This is a genomic window from Streptomyces fagopyri (assembly GCF_009498275.1).
Lineage (GTDB): Bacteria > Actinomycetota > Actinomycetes > Streptomycetales > Streptomycetaceae > Streptomyces > Streptomyces fagopyri.
On record NZ_CP045643.1, the window covers coordinates 8,751,776 to 8,767,805 of the forward strand.

The window sequence follows — 16,030 nt, forward strand, 5'->3', positions numbered from 1 at the left end:
GTGCAGCAACGGTGGGTGCAAAATCAGCGGTGCCGACCATCCGGCGCCGCAGGTGACGACACGTGGGCGGCGAGCAGCAACCTGTTAGGGTCACATGCACGCGACGACTCCAGGGGTGGGCATGGCCGAGGTGGGGAGCGATCCGTTGGTGTGGCGGATCTCGCCAGCGCAGGCCGCATTGATGATCCTCGCAGCCTGCCCCTGTGCAGCGGTGAACATCTACTGGCATCCATCAGCCGTGCTGCGCCTTGTGACGGTTGTGGTCGGGGTGGTGGCGCTGCTGGTGGCGCTGGTAAGCCTGCGGATGTATCTGGCCGTGGACGACGAAGGTGTCGCGGTCCGGTTTTTGCACCGTGAGCAGTGGTTGGCGTGGTCGTCGGTCGATCAGATCGAGGTCGTCTCCGGGGTTCGCGGATCCGACACCATCCGGTTCAGCCGCGCCGACCGAACCTTCGTCGATGTGCCGCCCTCGCTGCTGCAGCCGACCCGTCCGGTCCGTAGGTCGGTGGCCGGGCACCTCCTTCGCGACGCCGCGCGGCGGATCGAGGCGCGGCGACCGGCGGCATAAGCGGTACTCGCCCGGCGTGCGGTGGTCACCCAGCTGAATCTGGAGCCAACCGTCCGTGACTACACTTACTCACCATGTGCGCCACGAAGCAGGGTCTACGTGGCGCAGACGTTCTGTGAGTGGTCATAGTGGGTGGCTGCGGCGGACCTGGGATGGAGGGGACCATGTCCCGCAATTCTGGCGACAAGGTGCCGACCATGGTGGACGTGGCTCGGCGCGCCGGGGTCTCACCCAGCACGGTCTCCTACGCCATGACCGGCGCCCGGCCCATCTCGGAGGCCACACGGGAGCGCATCCAGCAGGCGATGCTCGACCTGGGCTACAGGCCGAACGTTTTCGCGCGGGGGCTCAAGAGCAAGCGCAGTCATATCATCGCGGTTCTGTTCCCCAAGGACGAGCGGGGCATGAATCTCGGTTCCATGGAGTACATCTTCGGCGCGTCCGATCACGCCCAGAACCGCGGCTACCACTTGCTGCTTTGGACCTCCGGGGCAGAGGAGCTCGACGACCTCGCCGGGCTGGCCCAGCAGGGCCTGGTGGACGGCGCACTGCTGATGGAAGTCCGCCTGGACGAACCACGCGTCGAGGTCCTCCGCAACTCGGAGTTGACCTTCACCATGCTGGGGCAGACCGCTGACCCCGGCGACCTGGACTACGTCGACACCGACTTCGATCAGTGCGCACGGCTGGCCGTCACGCACCTCGCCGACCAGGGCCACCGGCATCTCGGCTTCGTGCACCAGGACGCCGCAACGATCGCGTCCGGTCGCGGCAACGCGATCCGGTTGCGAGACGGCATGCTGCGGGCGGCGCAGGACGTCGGAGTCGCGCTGACCGCGCTGACCTGTCAGAGTCATATCGCCGGTGGCCGGAAGGCATTCGCTGAACTGCTCACCGCCGATCCGCAGGCGACCGCCGTCATCGCGTTCAACGAGCAGGCCGTGCCCGGCCTCATGGCCGCTGCGGTCGAGCACGGCTGGCGCATCCCCGAGGACTTCTCCGTGGTATCCATCGACATGCCCGCGCAGGCGGCCCTGATGACGACGCCCACGATGACCACAGTGGGGCCGGTCGCCGCCGCTATGGGCAAGGCAGCAACGGAGATGTTGATCCGCCGGATCGAAGGACAGCAGCTCAGGGGTCCCTCACAGGCGCTGTTCGACGGCGAACTGGTGGCCCGGGCAAGTTCCGGACCTGCCCCTTCCACGCACCGAGCCGTTATCCATCCGTAATACGTTCGAATAACCTGAGCGTTGACACCCCCTCCGGGGCACTTTAGCGTGCTCGAAACCCAGTCGAATCGTATCGATGACTGGTGATGAAGGGGAGCGTTTCATGGGTGCAAGACGGGCGACGGCCGCAGTTGGCCTGCTCAGCGCAACACTGGTCATAGCCGCCTGCGGCGACGGCGGCTCGGGCGGTAGCGGCAACAGCGCGACGCAGGATGCGAACGCCCGGGGCCCGATCACGTTCGTCACGGGCAAGGACAACAGCGGCGTCCTTCCGTTCATCGCCGACGAGTGGAACAGAACGCATCCGGACGAGAAGGTGACGATCAAGCAGCAGAGCGACCAGGCTGACCAGCAACTGTCGGACCTCGAACAGCACTTCCAGGCGAAGGACCCCGGCTACGACGTGGTCACCGTGGACGTCGTGTGGACGGCCGAGTTCGCGGCCAAGGGCTGGATTACCCCGCTCACCGGCCAGAACGCCCTGGACACCACCAAACTGCTGCCAGCCACAGTCAAGTCGGCGACCTACAACGGCAAGCTCTACGCGGCCCCGTACGGCTCCGACGGAGGACTGCTCTACTACCGCACCGACCTGACCAAGACCGCACCCACCACGTGGGACCAGCTGATCGCAGACTGCAAGGACAAGACCACCAAGGGAACCATCACCGGCACCAAGCCCGCGTGCTACGCAGGCCAGTTCGCCAAGTACGAAGGCCTGACGGTGAATGCCGCCGAAGCAATCAACGCCACGGGCGGCTCGGTCGTGGGACCGGACGGACGCAGCGCGACGGTCGACTCCGCACAGTCCGCCACCGGCCTGGACTTTCTGGTGAACGGCTTCAAGGACGGCTACATCCCCAAGGAAGCGCTGGGCTTCCAGGAGACCCAGAGCCTGAACGCATTCGAGGCCGGCCAGCTCATGTTCATGCGCAACTGGCCTTACGCCGTCGCCATCCTCAACGGCAAGGGCTCCAAGGTGGCCGGGAAGTTCGCCGTGGCCCCCCTGCCTGGCCCCTCCGGTCACGGCGCGTCCACCCTGGGCGGGCACAACCTCGGCATCAGCACGTACTCCAAGCACAAGGCGAGCGCCCTGGACTTCCTGAAGTTCATCGAGTCCGACGCAGTCCAGCGCAACAACCTGACTGTCGGCACATTGGCACCGGTCCTCACCGCGATGTACAGCGATCCGGCACTCATCGCGAAGTTCACCTACCTGCCCGACCTGCTCAAAAGCATCCAGACGGGAGTGCCCCGCCCCATTACCCCGTACTACCCGGGCGTCACCGAGGCGATTGAGACCAACGCCTACGCCGCCCTGCAGGGCCGAATGACCACCCATCAGGCTTTGACGAACATGCAGGCGGCGATCAAGTCCGCCACGGCCGGCGGCTGACCGGGGCGGCCACATGCACGAACTGACAGACCGGCGCGCCCCAACCGGCGCGTCGGCCCTGGCCGATCCTCCTCCCGATCAAAAACCTCGGACGGCGTCTTCACCGCAAGGAGCAGCCATGACCCCAGCCGGTCAGGTAGAACACAGAGTCGTCAAGAAACCCAATGGCGGCCGTCGCCGGTCCAAGGCACGTCGAGGCGCCACCAACCCCGGCGAGGCACGACTGGCCTATGCGCTGATCACGCCCACCCTCCTCATGCTGGCACTCATCGTCGGCTATCCGATCATCAAGGCCGTCTACCAGTCGTTCCTGACCGACCCGGGTCTGGACCAGGCCTCCGGCCTGTTCACCGCAGGAGATGCCTGGTTCGGACTTCACAACTACACGCACTGGCTTCTTCAACAGTGCGCCACCTCCAACGGCGGCTACACCGCATGCCCCAGCGGGACCCCAGGGTCGCAGTTCTGGGAGTCGGTCGGAGTCACGGTCGGCTTCACCGTCGTCGCGTGCACGCTGGAGACCGTGATCGGCATGGTGTTCGCCCTGATGATGCACCGGGCATTCCGCGGCCGCGCCATGGTCCGGGTCTCGATCCTCATCCCCTGGGCCATCCCGACCGCGGTCACCTCCAAGCTGTGGCAGGTCATGTTCGATCCGCAGGGCTGCATCAACAAGATCCTCGGCACCCACTACGCCTGGACGTCCTCGCTATGGCCGGCCCGCTGCGCGATCGTCATCGCGGACACCTGGAAGACCACGCCCTTCATCGCACTGCTGATTTTGGCCGGCCTGCAGAACATCCCCGAGGAGACATACGAGGCGGCGAAGATCGACGGGGCTAACGCATGGCGGCGTTTCACCAGTGTGACACTGCCGCTGGTGAAACCGGCCCTGGCCGTCGCGGTCATCTTCCGCGCCCTGGACACGCTGCGCATGTACGACCTGCCGAAAATCCTTACCGGTGGCGCCAACGGGACGACGACAAGCTCGATCCTCGTGGTCGATCAACTCACCAGGGGAGTCAACTCCGCATCCGCGCTGTCCACGATCACCTTCGTATTCATCTTCGTCATTGCGTTCGGACTGGTCCGCCTGTTCAACACCAACATCCTCGGCGCGCAGACGAAGGCGGTGAGGTGAGATGGCTACCACCGCCGCGCTGCCGGCCCGCACCACCGGGACCTCAGTCCGGCCGCGGCAGCGCCGGAAGGTCCGCTGGAACACCGTCGGCACGGCCGTGACCACGGTGATCATCCTTCTGTGGTGTCTGGCGCCGTTCTACTGGATGCTCGTGCTCTCCTTCCGGGACAGCGCGTACACCTTCTCAACCGACCTGTGGTTCAGCCACGTCACGTTCGACAACTTCAGATACGCGTTCAACACGAACTACAACCCCTTCGCGCAGTCGCTGCTGAACAGCCTCGTCATCGGCACGGTGGTCACCGCCCTGTCCATGGTGATCGGCGTGTTCGCGGCGTACGCGCTGGCCCGCCTGACCTTCCGCGGGAAGGGCATCGTGCTGGCGGCGATCCTCGGAGCCTCGATGTTCCCCGGCGTCGCCATCCTGACCCCGCTCTTCCAGCTCTTCAGCAGCTGGCACTGGCTGGGCACCTACCAGGCGCTGGCCCTGCCGCAGATCTCCTTCTCGCTGCCGCTCGCCGTCTACACGCTGACCAGCTTCTTCGCCGCCATGCCATGGAACCTCGAAGAAGCAGCCCGGGTCGACGGCGCCACCCCAGGGCAGGCGTTCCGACTGGTCATCCTGCCGCTGGCCGCCCCGGCCCTGTTCACCACGTCCATCCTGGTCTTCCTCGCATCCTGGAACGAGTACCTGCTTTCCAGTGTGCTGTCCAACGGCGCCACAGCGGTAGCGCCTTCGACGGTCGCCATCGCGAACTTCACTGCGGGACCCCACATCGTCCCCTACACCCAGACGATGGCCGCCGGCCTCGTCGTGACGATCCCGCTGATCGTCGTCGTGCTGCTGCTGCAACACCGCATCGTGAGCGGCCTGACCGCAGGCGGCATCAAAGGCTGACCCTTCGCCTTGGCCGCCCTGTGCGAACACCGGGAACTACTCTGCGCCACTCGCATCACTTCGTTCACCCACACGCACAAGGAGCCGCAGTCCATGAAGAACCACACCTACGCGTTGAGAGCAACAGGGTTCGTGATCGCGTTCGCCCTGCCCATCACCGGCCTGTTGGCCAACACCACGAAAGCGAGCGCGGCCTCCACCTTCAGCCAATCCGATCTCGTCAGGACGATGAACTCCTTCCTCAGCAACTACTACATCAACGGAGGTGACTTCAAAACCACCCTCACCGACGCCGGAGCCATCCACTTCTGGGAGGCATCCTTCGACCGCGAGACCCTGACCGACGCCTCACGACTCACCGGACAGTGGAAGGACAAGATCAGCGAGACCTACTACCGGTACGAAAACACCCACTCGGCCAACCGCTTCGGGAACTCGAAGACATGGATCGGAAACGACACGGACTGGAACGACGACTACTCCTGGGCCACACAGTTCGCCCTCGACGCGTACGAAGTCACAGGTGACCAGCACATGCTCGATCAGGCGAAGTGGCACCTGGACTTCTTCTACAAGGACTACTACGACAGCGTCGACGGCGGCGGCTTCTGGCGGGAGCGGAATGCCAAAGACCAGAAGGACGTCCCCTCGAACGGCTTCGGGATCGCTGCGGCCGAACTGGCCCGCTACTACCCGAACGTCACGGTGCACAACAACCCGATGAACACCGACAAGACATATCTGCAGATCGCCCAGGACACCTACAACTGGCTGAAGACCAGCTTCCTTCGGTCGGACGGCAGTCTCCAGAACTCCTTCTCCGGACGCGACTGGGACAACAACCTCTACACCTACAATGCCGGCGTCTTCCTGGAAATGGGTGCCAACCTCTACGACCTGACGAAGAACACCACCTACATCACCGATGGCAGGAAGGTCGTCGACTTCGCAAAGGCTCACTTCACGACCGGAAGCAAGCAGATCATCGTCAACGAGGACGCTGTCGGTGAGAACGGGCTCTACCGGCCCGACCCGGTGAACAGCTACGAGATAGTCTTCAAAGGCATCTTTCTCCGAGGACTGTCCAAATTCATCACGATGGGTAAGCAGAGCCAGTACGTGGACTGGCTCGGCAACAACGCGCAGTCATCCTACGATCACCGGAACAACGACCTCCCCTCGGCTGCTTTCGACCAGACCCTGACGAACGGACGGTCGACAGGGGTGGCCTCCGGCCTCGCGGCGATGACGTACACCCTCGCCGCCCAGAAGCTCTCCGGAAAGATCGAAGCAGAGACCGGCCAGAAATACGGGACCGGAAGGAACGAATCGGCTTCGTCGGCATCTAACGGTCAACTGGTCGGAAGCATCGACAAAGCTGGAGCAGGCGTCGAATTCCGCAACCTTTCATCGGCGAGTTCGCTCACCTTCAGAACCGCCAGCGCCAACAATGGGGCCAAGCTCAGCCTCTACGTCAACGGCAGCTACATTCGCAAGGTCGACTTCCCGTACACGGGGAACTGGAATTCCACGTTCGCTGACACCACCGTTCCGGTCTCCGTCCCCGACGGAGCGACGATCAAGCTCCAGTACGACTCCGGTGACGTCGCGGCGAACATCGACTACGTGACCCTCTCGGGATCGTCGAGTGCGACGAGAATCTACGGGGACGCCGACTACGCCGGGAACACGGTCTCCCTGGCGAAGGGTAGTTACACGGTGGCTCAGATGGAGGCCGCGGGTATCCCGAACGACACCATGAGTTCACTCAAGGTACCCGATGGCTGGACGGTCGAGGTCTACCAGAACGGATTCTTCGACGGCACCAAGTGGACATACACGGCGGACAATCCGAACGTAGGACCAGCGAACGACCAAATGTCCTCCATCCGGATCTCCTGAGCCCGAGACCGGACTGACCGGACTCGTGGACGTAGCGGCCGGATAGGCGCCCGTGTAACGAACCGAGGATAGACAGGCAGACGAGGCGGCGCACCGTCGGTTGGTTCATCGACGGTGCGCCGACCGCTGGTCAACAGCGAGACCGGACCGCGATCGGGACCGGTTGCCTGCTGGCGTCCCTCAGCAACACGGAATGGCCCGCGTTGGGCTTCCGGCATTGACCGTCTGAATCATCCGGTCATTCACGACTGACATCATCTCGAAGTGCCCATGAATGCGCGGCACCAATGCTATTGGAGGAAACGCGATGGACCCCTGGTGGAAAAGTGCTGTCGTTTACCAGATTTACCCCCGTAGCTTCGCGGATTCCAACGGAGATGGCATAGGTGATCTTCGCGGAATCATCAAGCACCTGGACTACCTGGCCGGACTCGGCGTTGATGTCATCTGGCTGTCTCCCATATACCCCTCTCCGCAGGACGACAACGGCTACGACATTAGCGACTACCAGAACATCGATCCGCTCTTCGGTGACCTCGACGACTTCGACGAACTGCTCGCCGGCATTCATCGACGCGGCATGAAACTGATCATGGATCTGGTGGTGAACCACAGTTCCGACGAGCACTCATGGTTCCTCGGCAGCCGCAGTGACAGAGCCCACCCGAAGCGAGACTGGTACTGGTGGCGACCGGCCCGCGAAGGCATGGCACCCGGCACACCGGGTGCCGAACCCACCAACTGGACGGCCGCGTTTGGCGGATCGGCGTGGGAGTTCGACGAGGAGACCGGCGAGTACTACCTGCACCTGTTCTCCCGCAAGCAACCGGACCTGAACTGGGAGAACGCGGAGGTCCGTCATGCGATCTACGCGATGATGCGGTGGTGGCTGGACCGCGGCGTGGACGGTTTCAGGATGGACGTGATCAACCTGATTTCCAAGGACACAACACTGCCGGAGGGCCGGGTGTCGAGCACTACCGTCTTTCCGGACAACTCAGCGGGTTACGTCAATGGTCCGCGCGTCCACGAGTTCCTACAGGAGATGCATGAGCGGGTCTTCGCCGGCCGCGACGCGCTACTGACTGTCGGCGAGATGCCGGGCGTGACCATTGAGGAGGCCATTCGCTTCACCGACCCGCGACGACGGGAGGTCGACATGGTTTTCCAGTTCGATCATGTCTGGACCGACCGGGGGGACGACCCGTGGCAGCTCCTCCCGTTCCGGCTTACCAACCTCAAGGCGATACTCGGACGCTGGCAGGCAGGTCTCGCGGAAGGCGGCTGGAACAGCCTCTACTGGAACAATCACGACCAACCCCGAGCAGTCTCACGTTACGGCGATGACAGCCCTGACTATCGGGTCGCCTCGGCCAAGATGCTCGGGACTGTTCTCCATCTGCACCGCGGCACACCGTATGTGTACCAGGGCGAAGAGCTCGGTATGACCAACTACCCCTTCACGACCATTGCTGATTTTCGTGACATCGAGTCTCTCGGGCAATACGCCGAAGCGATCGAAAAGGAAGGCCGCACGCCCGAAGAGGTACTGACCGTGCTTCGCGCCCGGAGTCGTGACAACGCGCGAACGCCGATGCAGTGGAACTCCTCGGCGCAGGCAGGCTTCACTACTGGGGAACCATGGCTGCCCGCAAACCCCAATCACGTCCGCATCAATGCTGCTGCCCAGCAGGACGACCCGGATTCGGTCTACCACTACTACCGTCGACTTATCGAGCTCCGGCACACCGAACCGGCCGTAGTACATGGAGACTTCACGATGCTGCTCCCGCACGACGAGCGGATTTATGCCTTCAGCCGCCGCCTCGGTACCACCGAACTCCTGATCATCGGCAACTTCACGGACCGGACCGTCCGAGCAGACATTGGCGACGCTGCCGCCTGGTCGTCGGCCGAACTGCTGTTGACCAACCTCCCGACGCTACCGGCCGACCTCACCATGGCGCCCTGGCAGGCGGCGATCTATCGCCGCACCCTGACCCGCTGAGCAACAAGCACAGGACTTGATCGGCGGATTGGCGTCGGCGGGCGAAGGCCGGTGCGCCCGTGCGTTCAGCCGGTGTGCCGTTGCCGGACGTACCGACGAGACCGGTCCACTGCGCCACCGCGATCGCCTCAGCTCGCGGCCAGGTCCCTCCACCCAGATTCGCACTCCGTACGTCCAGGTCGTCGCGGCTGACGCGGGCCGCGGGGCCGGCGGCCTGTTTGGGTTTGACGTCCAGGATCTCTCGGTTGACCGAGAGGTAGGAGGCGGCGACGACCGCGCTGAACAGTTCGTCGGAGTGGTCAAGGGCCGGGCGTGGACGAGCTGGTGCATGAGCGCCGCTGCCCGGTGGTGGGACTCGGTTTACTGCTGGATTCCTCAAACTCTGTACACATATCGGCGTCGTAGTCGTCGGGTCGGGGGTGCCGGTCTGCCCCAGATCCATGGCTTTGCGCGGGAGTTGAGTTGGTTGGTCGCGAGGGTGGTGGCGTATGTGATGTCGTCGGGGTCGGCGAAGGATCGGCCGGCGAGGGCGGCCTTTCGGAAGATGCGCCACCAGCCTTCTTGGAGGCCCCGCCAGCAGGCTCCGACGGGGATGAACGCGTGGTGGATGCGGGGGTGGTCCTCGAGCCAGGTCCGGGTGGACAGGCTGTTGTGGGAGGACAGGTTGTCGGTGACGATCCAGATCTGGCCGGTCGGGTTGGCGTCCTCGACCTGTTGCAGGAACTGCTGGTAGAAGACGCTGTTGCGGGAGGACGCGGTCATGGTGAGGGCCTGGCCGTCGGCCGGCCGCAGGCCGCCGTAGACCCAGGTCTTCTTCGGTCCGCGGCTGTAGTCGAGCTCCGCTTTGATCCGGTGCCCGTCGGGTGACCAGGTGGGTGCGGGCGGGAACGTTCGCGGGATCGCCGGCCCCAGTTCGTCGGCGCAGATCACCGTCACGTCGTCGGGCGGGCGGGTGTAGAGGCCGATGATCCTTGTCCTTTTGGGACGAAGTCCGGGTCCTTCGACCGCATCCACGACCGGGTGCGACGCCACCGCACCCCCTCGGCGAGCAGGATGCGCCGCACCTGCGAGCGGCCCACCTCAATCCCTTCGGCCTGTGCTGCCGCGGCCAGAGAGTCCAGCGTCCACTCAGCGGGTCCCGACTCGTCGAAGGCCCACAGTTCCCCGACGGGCTCCCATCGCAGCCGCCCCGGCGGGGCGGTCTTGACCAGCGAGATGACCCGGGACCGTTCCTGCTCGGTGATCCGCCGCTTGCGGCCCTGCCCACCCAGATCCTCCAGCCCCTGCAAGCTGGCGCTGTTGAAGCGGTGCAGCCGGCAGCGAACTGTCTTCTGGCTGCAGCCCAGCTCCACAGCGATCGCCGGAACCCGCAGCCCCGACCAACTCAACTCGATCATCCGGGCTCGCATCACCACATACCGCGGCGCCTTCCGTGCCCGCGTCAGCCGGCGGACGACAGCCCGCCCATCCTCGTCCCGTTCCGGCCGTGCCCATAAAACCATCGCCCAGCACCCGCCCCGAGCACCCGCAACTACCCCGCCACCACGACATATACCCAGCCAAAGAGGAATCCAGCACTACGGTCCGACGGCGGCGAGGGTGTCGATGAGCCGGGAGACCGTGGGGTCTGATGCCACCGGGCCGAACACGCCGGGCTCGGCCCGGTGGCATGGCGACATCGGCGAGGCAGTCCCCGCCCAGCGCGACCGCCAGGGCACATCCAGCAGAATCTTGCCCGGGTCGTGCACCGCCCGAGCTTGCGCCACGGCGCCAACGCCGTCGATATCGTTGTGTCCAGACCGGACTTGCGGACCGTCTCGACCAGCAGCACCGCCCCGGCCTGCGAGACCGTCCCGTTGCCGCCGCCCTCGACGCGGACACGCGGGTACAACCCGATACGCCTGCTCACCTGCAGAGTGCTTCTTTCCGTGCAGCCAACAGGACTCTAGACAACTCCCATCGTTGCAAGTCAGGAGCACTCTCCGCGTAGAGACGGGACTTGGCGGCGGTGCTCAGAACGCCCCGGGTATCACGAGCCCCGACTCGTACGCCACTATCACCAGCTGCGCCCGGTCACGTGCCCCCAACTTGCCCATGATCCGGCTGACATGGGTCTTCGCGGTGAGCGGGCTGAGCCCCAGGGCTTCGGCGATCTCGGTGTTGTTGAACCCGCGCGCGACCAGGGTGAGGACCTGCCGCTCCCGCTCGGACAGCCCGTCCGGACCGCCCACCGCTGACACCAACGTGTCGGGTGCGCGCAGGAAACGGGCGATGAGCCGCGAGGTGGGTCCTGGCGAGAGCAGGGAGTCCCCGGCGGCCACGGTCCGGATGGCGTCGAGGAGTTCAGCCGGCCGGATGTCTTTCACCAGGAAGCCGGATGCCCCGGCCCGCAGCGCATCGACGATGTGCTCGTCGGTGTCGTATGTCGTCAGGACGAGTACCTTCACGCCCGCCAAGTCCTCGTCGGCGGCGATGAGCCGGGTCGCCTCGATGCCGTCCAGGTCGGGCATGCGGATGTCCATCACGACGAGGTCGGCCCTCGCGGAACGGGCGAGGTCCACGGCCTGCCGCCCGGTGCCCGCCTCGGCGACGACCTCCATGTCCCCGGCGGACGCGACAAGCATCGCGAACGAGGCCCGTACGAGGGTCTGGTCGTCGGCGAGCAGTACGCGGATCGGCATCGGGGCCGTCACGAGGGTTCCTCCCGGGGCAGCGGCAGCTCGGCGGTCACTTGGAAGCCCACGGTGGGACCCGGTCCGGCGTCCAGTGTGCCGCCCACGCTACGGGCCCGCTCACGCATCCCGACGAGCCCGAACCCCGGCGTGCCGCCGACGGCTCCCTGTTCGTGCCCCACCCCGTTTCGCACCGCGCTACTCACCCCGTGGCCCGTCCCCTGCCCCGCCCCATCGTCGGCGACGGTCACCCGCAGGGTCCCCTCCGCCGCCCGCAGTCCCACCTGGACGGTCAGGTCGTCGCGGCCCCCGTGGCGCACGGCGTTGGTGAGCGCCTCCTGCACGATCCGGTAGGCGGCGGCGCCCACCGAGGGCGGTACGCCGTCGGCGTGGACGGACAGTTCGACCTTGGCCCCGGCCACCCTGGCCGCCTCCGCGAGCGCGCCCAGCCCGTCGAGCCCGGGCAGCGGCCCGCGCCCGTCGGGAGAGCCGAGCCCGGAACCGGAACTCGATCCGGAGCCGGGTTCGGCCACCCACTCCCGTTCCCCTCCGACATTCACGCTCACCTCGTTCGCCCGCAGCACCTCCAGCGTCGTACGCAACTCGCCCCGGGCGGTCCGGCAAGTCTCCGCGATGTCGTCAAGCGCCTGGGCGACCGCCTTGCGGTCGAGCCGGTCCGGATCCGCGGTGAGGACGTGGGCCGCCACGGACGTCCGCACACCGATCAGGGTGATGCTGTGCGCGAGCAGGTCGTGCAGGTCGCGGGCAATCCGCAGCCGCTCCTCGACGACCCGGCGCCGCGCCTCCTCCTCGCGGGTCTGTTCGGCCCGCTCGGCCCGCTCGACGATGGAGGCGACGTACTGGCGGTAGAAACGGGCGTCGACGCCGAAGAACAGGACCGCGATGACCCAGCCGGAGATCCGCAGGAGCTCCAGTGCCCCGTCAGGGTTGGTGAAGCTGTTGATTATCAGCGTCGGGCCGAGAACGACGACAGCGGTGAGCAGCGAGCGGCGTACCGTGCCGGTCGCCGCGACCGTATAGAGCGTCAGGAGCGTCGCGGGGATCGGTACGGCGTGGTTGTAGTCGAGGACGTGGTACGGGGTGACGCAGGCCGCCACCGCGAGCAACACGAGCAGCGGACGGCTGCGCCGCCACACGAGCGGCACATGGGCGCCGGCCAGCAGGGCCCAGCCGGGCGGACCGATCGGGAGTCCGTCGTCGATGAGCAACGCGAAGATGACGGCCAGCACGGCGACACCCACGGCGAGGAACGCGTCGTTGCGGGTGCGGTGCGGCGCGGTGAGCGGGTCCCGGTTGACGACCGCCATGACGCGCTCGATCCGGCGGGGCCGCGCGTCACCCCGTACGACGGTGGTTCTCAGGTCCCCTGCGGCTGAGGTCGCTCCCCGATCTTGCACGACTCCATCTTCCGTCATGGGGGCGCCCCTCCGGCACAAGGCAGGAGAGGCGCCCGGTCGGCTGTGGTGAGCCCGGCAGGTCAGGGCGCGCCGATCTGTTCCGGCTGCCGCGGCGGCTCGGTCGGTTCGGACGGCCCGGCGCCGGGCGCAGGTTCGCGGGAGAGGCCGCCCGGCCACCACATCTTCCGGCGCAGGGCGACGCTGGCACTGGTCACCAGGTACGTCCGTACGAGGAAGGTGTCGAGGAGTACGCCGACGGCGATCACGAAGCCGAGTTCGACGAGTTGCACAAGCCCCATGTTCATCAGTACGGCGAAGGTCGCAGCGAGGACCAGGCCGGCCGATGCGATGACGGCGCCTGTGCTCCGCAGGGCGGTGAGCGCGGCGGCGGCCGGTTCCGCGCCGGCCAGGGACTCCTCCCGCATCCGGTGCATGAGGAAGATGCCGTAGTCGACGCCAAGGGCGACGAGGAACACGAAGGACAGCAGGCCGAGCCCCGGATCGGTTCCCTTGATACCGAGGACCGGCCCGAGGACCAGCCCGGCGATCCCTAGGGCCGCGCCCCAGACCGCGACCACGGCGGCCACCAGGATGAGCGGCGCGACGAGACTGCGCAGCAGGACGAACAGGATGAGCAGCACCGAGACGAGGACCAGGGGTACGACGATCTTCGTGTCCCGGCTGTTGGTGTCCTCCAGGTCGATCTGCTCGGCGCTGTCCCCGCCGACGTACGAGCCCTTCAGTTCGCTGCGCAGGGACTTGATGGTGGCGGTCTCTCCCGCCGACTGGGGTGTGTCCTTCGCGATGACGGAGATCTCGGCCCAGCCGTCTCCGGTACGGCTCTTCTCGGCGCTCTCGACTCCCCGGGTGGCCCGGATCGCCGCGAGGGTCCGGTCGACGCGATCCGCCGGGGTGATCACGTCGATGGGCTGGGTGCCGCGCTCGGGGTAAGCCCGGGCGAGGGTCTCCATGGCGGTGACGGCCTCCGGCTTGGTGACGAAGGAGTCCTCCTGCTTGACCGGTCCCGGCAGGTTGAACGTGCCTAGGGCGAGTGCGCCGAGCAGGACGGCTCCGGTCGCGAGCACGGTCAGCGGCCTGCGTCCGGCGGAGTCGCCCATCGCGGCGAAGACGCTCCGCCGCTGTTTGGGTTCGCTGCCGTAGGCCGGTACGAGCGGCCAGAAGACCCGCCGTCCGAGCAGTACGAGGACGGCGGGGAGCAGTGTCAGCATCGCGATCAACGCGCACAGCACACCGACCGTGCCGAGCGGGCCCATGCCGCGGCTGCTGTTGAGATCGGCGGCGAGCAGACACAGCAGGCCGGCGGCGACGGTGCCGGAGGAGGCAAGCACGGCGGGCCCGCAGCCGCGCAGGGCGGCGACCATGGCCTCGTACGGGCGCTCGATGCGCCGCAGTTCCTCCCGGTAGCGGGAGACGAGGAGCAGTGCGTAGTCGGTGCCCGCGCCGAACACGAGGATCGTCATCACGGCGGAGCTCTGGCCCGTGACGGTGGTACCGAAGGCCTGGTTGAGCCCGTAGGCGACGCCCATCGACATGAGGTCGGCGATGCCGGCGACTACGAGCGGCACGAGCCACAGCACCGGACTGCGGTAGATCAGGATCAGCAGGAGGGCGACGACGGCGACGGTGGTGTAGAGCAGCGGCCCGCCGAGTGAGTCGTAGACCTTCCCGGCGTCGGTGCCGAGCGCTGCGGTGCCGCCCACCTCGACGCTCAGCCCGTCCTGGCCGCGGGCGATGCCCCGGACGTCCTCGACGAGCGCGTCCCGCAGCTTCTCATCGCGCCCGGGCTCGTTGCTGACGACGGGGTACATGAGGGTCGTACCGTCGTTGGACGGAATCCCCCTGGGCGCCCCGCCGACCAGCTCATGCGCTGCGGCGATCTCCTTGACCTGCCCGGCCGCCACCCGCCGGTCGTCTGCGCTCAGTCCGCCGCCCCGGTGATACACGATCACCATCTCGGTGCTCTGGCCCCCGGGCAGCGCGTCCTGTATCCGGGCCACTTGGGTCGAGTCGGCGCTGGAGGGCAGGTAGTCGGTGGCCCGGTCGTGCTGCACGTCGGTGAGCTTCGCCGCGAACGGGCCGACCAGCGCGAGCACGGCCACCCATAGCCCGAGCAGCGCCCAGGGCACGGCCCGCCTGCGTCCCACGCCCTTCGTGGTTGTCTTCCCGACCGTCATGAGTAGATCTCCCTCGCGCTACGACGACTACCGTTTCAGCTGTCAGCCTTCCGGCACGGGGAGGGGTTTACGTCGGACGGGAGGGGGAGCCTGCGGGTACTGCCTGGGGTGGCGGGGGGTGCGGATTACTCCCCCGGGAGTAACGGGAGCCGCGGGTGCGTGGGACCATCCCCGCATGCGCGGGGAGCAGTCGAAGTTCTCGGTCGTGTTGAAGAAGTCCGGAGGACCATCCCCATACGTGCGAGGAGCAGGACCTGTACGTCCGCGACGAGGTCATCCGCCAGGGACCATCCCCACGTGCGCGGGGAGCCGGACCTCGCGTGGTTCGGCATCGACGGCGTCATGGGACCATCCCCGCGCGCGGGGAGCAGTTCAGAGCACCGCTCTCCTAGAGCGGGTGTCGGCCAGCGAGGCCGGTGGCGGTACAGCAGCGAAGTACAGCAACCACAGCAACCGACTACGCCCGGCGGTGCCCATCAGTACCCTTCCGGCAGCCTGTATGACCGCTGATGACCGATCTCTGTAGAGCTACGGATCAGAAGGTGCCCGTGCCCGATCGTGCGGGGACCTCGGGGAATCACGGCGCCGAGCGGGCAACAC

General features: G+C 66.4%; 12 protein-coding genes and 1 pseudogene. 7 read left to right on the top strand and 6 right to left on the bottom strand.

All coding sequences use genetic code 11. The features are described from left to right. The first annotated feature begins 121 nt into the window (after positions 1-121). The 7 genes from GFH48_RS37835 (at position 122) to GFH48_RS37865 (ending at position 9,145) form a co-directional block, all read left to right on the top strand. A complete protein-coding gene (locus tag GFH48_RS37835) occupies positions 122-568 on the top strand; it encodes a hypothetical protein (RefSeq protein WP_153292558.1) in 447 nt (148 codons plus the stop codon). A 197-nt stretch (positions 569-765) separates the two neighbouring features. Next, positions 766-1,800, top strand: coding sequence for a LacI family DNA-binding transcriptional regulator (locus GFH48_RS37840; protein WP_194280798.1), 1,035 nt, complete (start codon positions 766-768; stop codon positions 1,798-1,800). Between the two features lie 103 nt (positions 1,801-1,903). Further along, positions 1,904-3,196: an ABC transporter substrate-binding protein gene (locus GFH48_RS37845; protein WP_153292560.1), complete on the top strand. Its 1,293-nt coding sequence runs from the start codon at positions 1,904-1,906 to the stop codon at positions 3,194-3,196. Between the two features lie 118 nt (positions 3,197-3,314). Beyond that, positions 3,315-4,337 (top strand): carbohydrate ABC transporter permease, encoded by a 1,023-nt coding sequence (locus GFH48_RS37850; protein ID WP_153292561.1) that lies wholly within the window; start codon positions 3,315-3,317, stop codon positions 4,335-4,337. 1 nt (position 4,338) lies between these two features. Then, a complete protein-coding gene (locus tag GFH48_RS37855) occupies positions 4,339-5,235 on the top strand; it encodes a carbohydrate ABC transporter permease (protein ID WP_153292562.1) in 897 nt (298 codons plus the stop codon). A 93-nt stretch (positions 5,236-5,328) separates the two neighbouring features. After that, positions 5,329-7,137 (top strand): glycoside hydrolase family 76 protein, encoded by a 1,809-nt coding sequence (locus GFH48_RS37860; RefSeq protein ID WP_153292563.1) that lies wholly within the window; start codon positions 5,329-5,331, stop codon positions 7,135-7,137. 274 nt (positions 7,138-7,411) lie between these two features. After that, positions 7,412-9,145, top strand: a complete 1,734-nt coding sequence (locus GFH48_RS37865) for an alpha-glucosidase (RefSeq protein ID WP_228121202.1) — start codon at positions 7,412-7,414, stop codon at positions 9,143-9,145. Between the two features lie 375 nt (positions 9,146-9,520). Here the strand turns inward: GFH48_RS37865 and GFH48_RS37870 are convergent, their stop codons facing one another. From GFH48_RS37870 to GFH48_RS37895, 6 genes and pseudogenes are all read right to left on the bottom strand, one after another. Then, the gene (locus GFH48_RS37870; RefSeq protein ID WP_228121204.1) at positions 9,521-10,081 is read right to left on the bottom strand and encodes a transposase; all 561 of its coding nucleotides are present in this window, start codon (positions 10,079-10,081) and stop codon (positions 9,521-9,523) included. After that, positions 10,078-10,554, bottom strand: a complete 477-nt coding sequence (locus GFH48_RS37875; protein WP_228121465.1) for a helix-turn-helix domain-containing protein — start codon at positions 10,552-10,554, stop codon at positions 10,078-10,080. The genes GFH48_RS37870 and GFH48_RS37875 overlap by 4 nt, the downstream gene beginning before the upstream one ends. Before the next feature lie 180 nt (positions 10,555-10,734). Then, positions 10,735-11,054: pseudogene (locus tag GFH48_RS37880) on the bottom strand (transposase); the annotation flags it as partial. 103 nt (positions 11,055-11,157) lie between these two features. Then, positions 11,158-11,826, bottom strand: a complete 669-nt coding sequence (locus tag GFH48_RS37885) for a response regulator (RefSeq protein WP_153293325.1) — start codon at positions 11,824-11,826, stop codon at positions 11,158-11,160. Positions 11,827-11,834: 8 nt separating this feature from the next. Then, on the bottom strand, positions 11,835-13,145 hold the full coding sequence (locus tag GFH48_RS37890; RefSeq protein ID WP_153292565.1) for a sensor histidine kinase: 1,311 nt from the start codon (positions 13,143-13,145) through the stop codon (positions 11,835-11,837). Between the two features lie 170 nt (positions 13,146-13,315). Next, positions 13,316-15,430, bottom strand: coding sequence for an MMPL family transporter (locus tag GFH48_RS37895; RefSeq protein ID WP_153292566.1), 2,115 nt, complete (start codon positions 15,428-15,430; stop codon positions 13,316-13,318). Positions 15,431-16,030: the final 600 nt, after the last annotated feature.

What these genes read in the sequence shown, in the direction of transcription:
- GFH48_RS37835 (WP_153292558.1), top strand. Translation starts at nt 122, where the DNA reads ATGGCCGAGGTGGGGAGCGATCCGTTGGTGTGGCGGATCTCGCCAGCG.
- GFH48_RS37840 (WP_194280798.1), top strand. Translation starts at nt 766, where the DNA reads ATGGTGGACGTGGCTCGGCGCGCCGGGGTCTCACCCAGCACGGTCTCC.
- GFH48_RS37845 (WP_153292560.1), top strand. Translation starts at nt 1,904, where the DNA reads ATGGGTGCAAGACGGGCGACGGCCGCAGTTGGCCTGCTCAGCGCAACA.
- GFH48_RS37850 (WP_153292561.1), top strand. Translation starts at nt 3,315, where the DNA reads ATGACCCCAGCCGGTCAGGTAGAACACAGAGTCGTCAAGAAACCCAAT.
- GFH48_RS37855 (WP_153292562.1), top strand. Translation starts at nt 4,339, where the DNA reads ATGGCTACCACCGCCGCGCTGCCGGCCCGCACCACCGGGACCTCAGTC.
- GFH48_RS37860 (WP_153292563.1), top strand. Translation starts at nt 5,329, where the DNA reads ATGAAGAACCACACCTACGCGTTGAGAGCAACAGGGTTCGTGATCGCG.
- GFH48_RS37865 (WP_228121202.1), top strand. Translation starts at nt 7,412, where the DNA reads ATGCGCGGCACCAATGCTATTGGAGGAAACGCGATGGACCCCTGGTGG.
- GFH48_RS37875 (WP_228121465.1), bottom strand. Translation starts at nt 10,554, where the DNA reads ATGCGAGCCCGGATGATCGAGTTGAGTTGGTCGGGGCTGCGGGTTCCG.
- GFH48_RS37885 (WP_153293325.1), bottom strand. Translation starts at nt 11,826, where the DNA reads ATGCCGATCCGCGTACTGCTCGCCGACGACCAGACCCTCGTACGGGCC.
- GFH48_RS37890 (WP_153292565.1), bottom strand. Translation starts at nt 13,145, where the DNA reads ATGGCGGTCGTCAACCGGGACCCGCTCACCGCGCCGCACCGCACCCGC.
- GFH48_RS37895 (WP_153292566.1), bottom strand. Translation starts at nt 15,430, where the DNA reads ATGACGGTCGGGAAGACAACCACGAAGGGCGTGGGACGCAGGCGGGCC.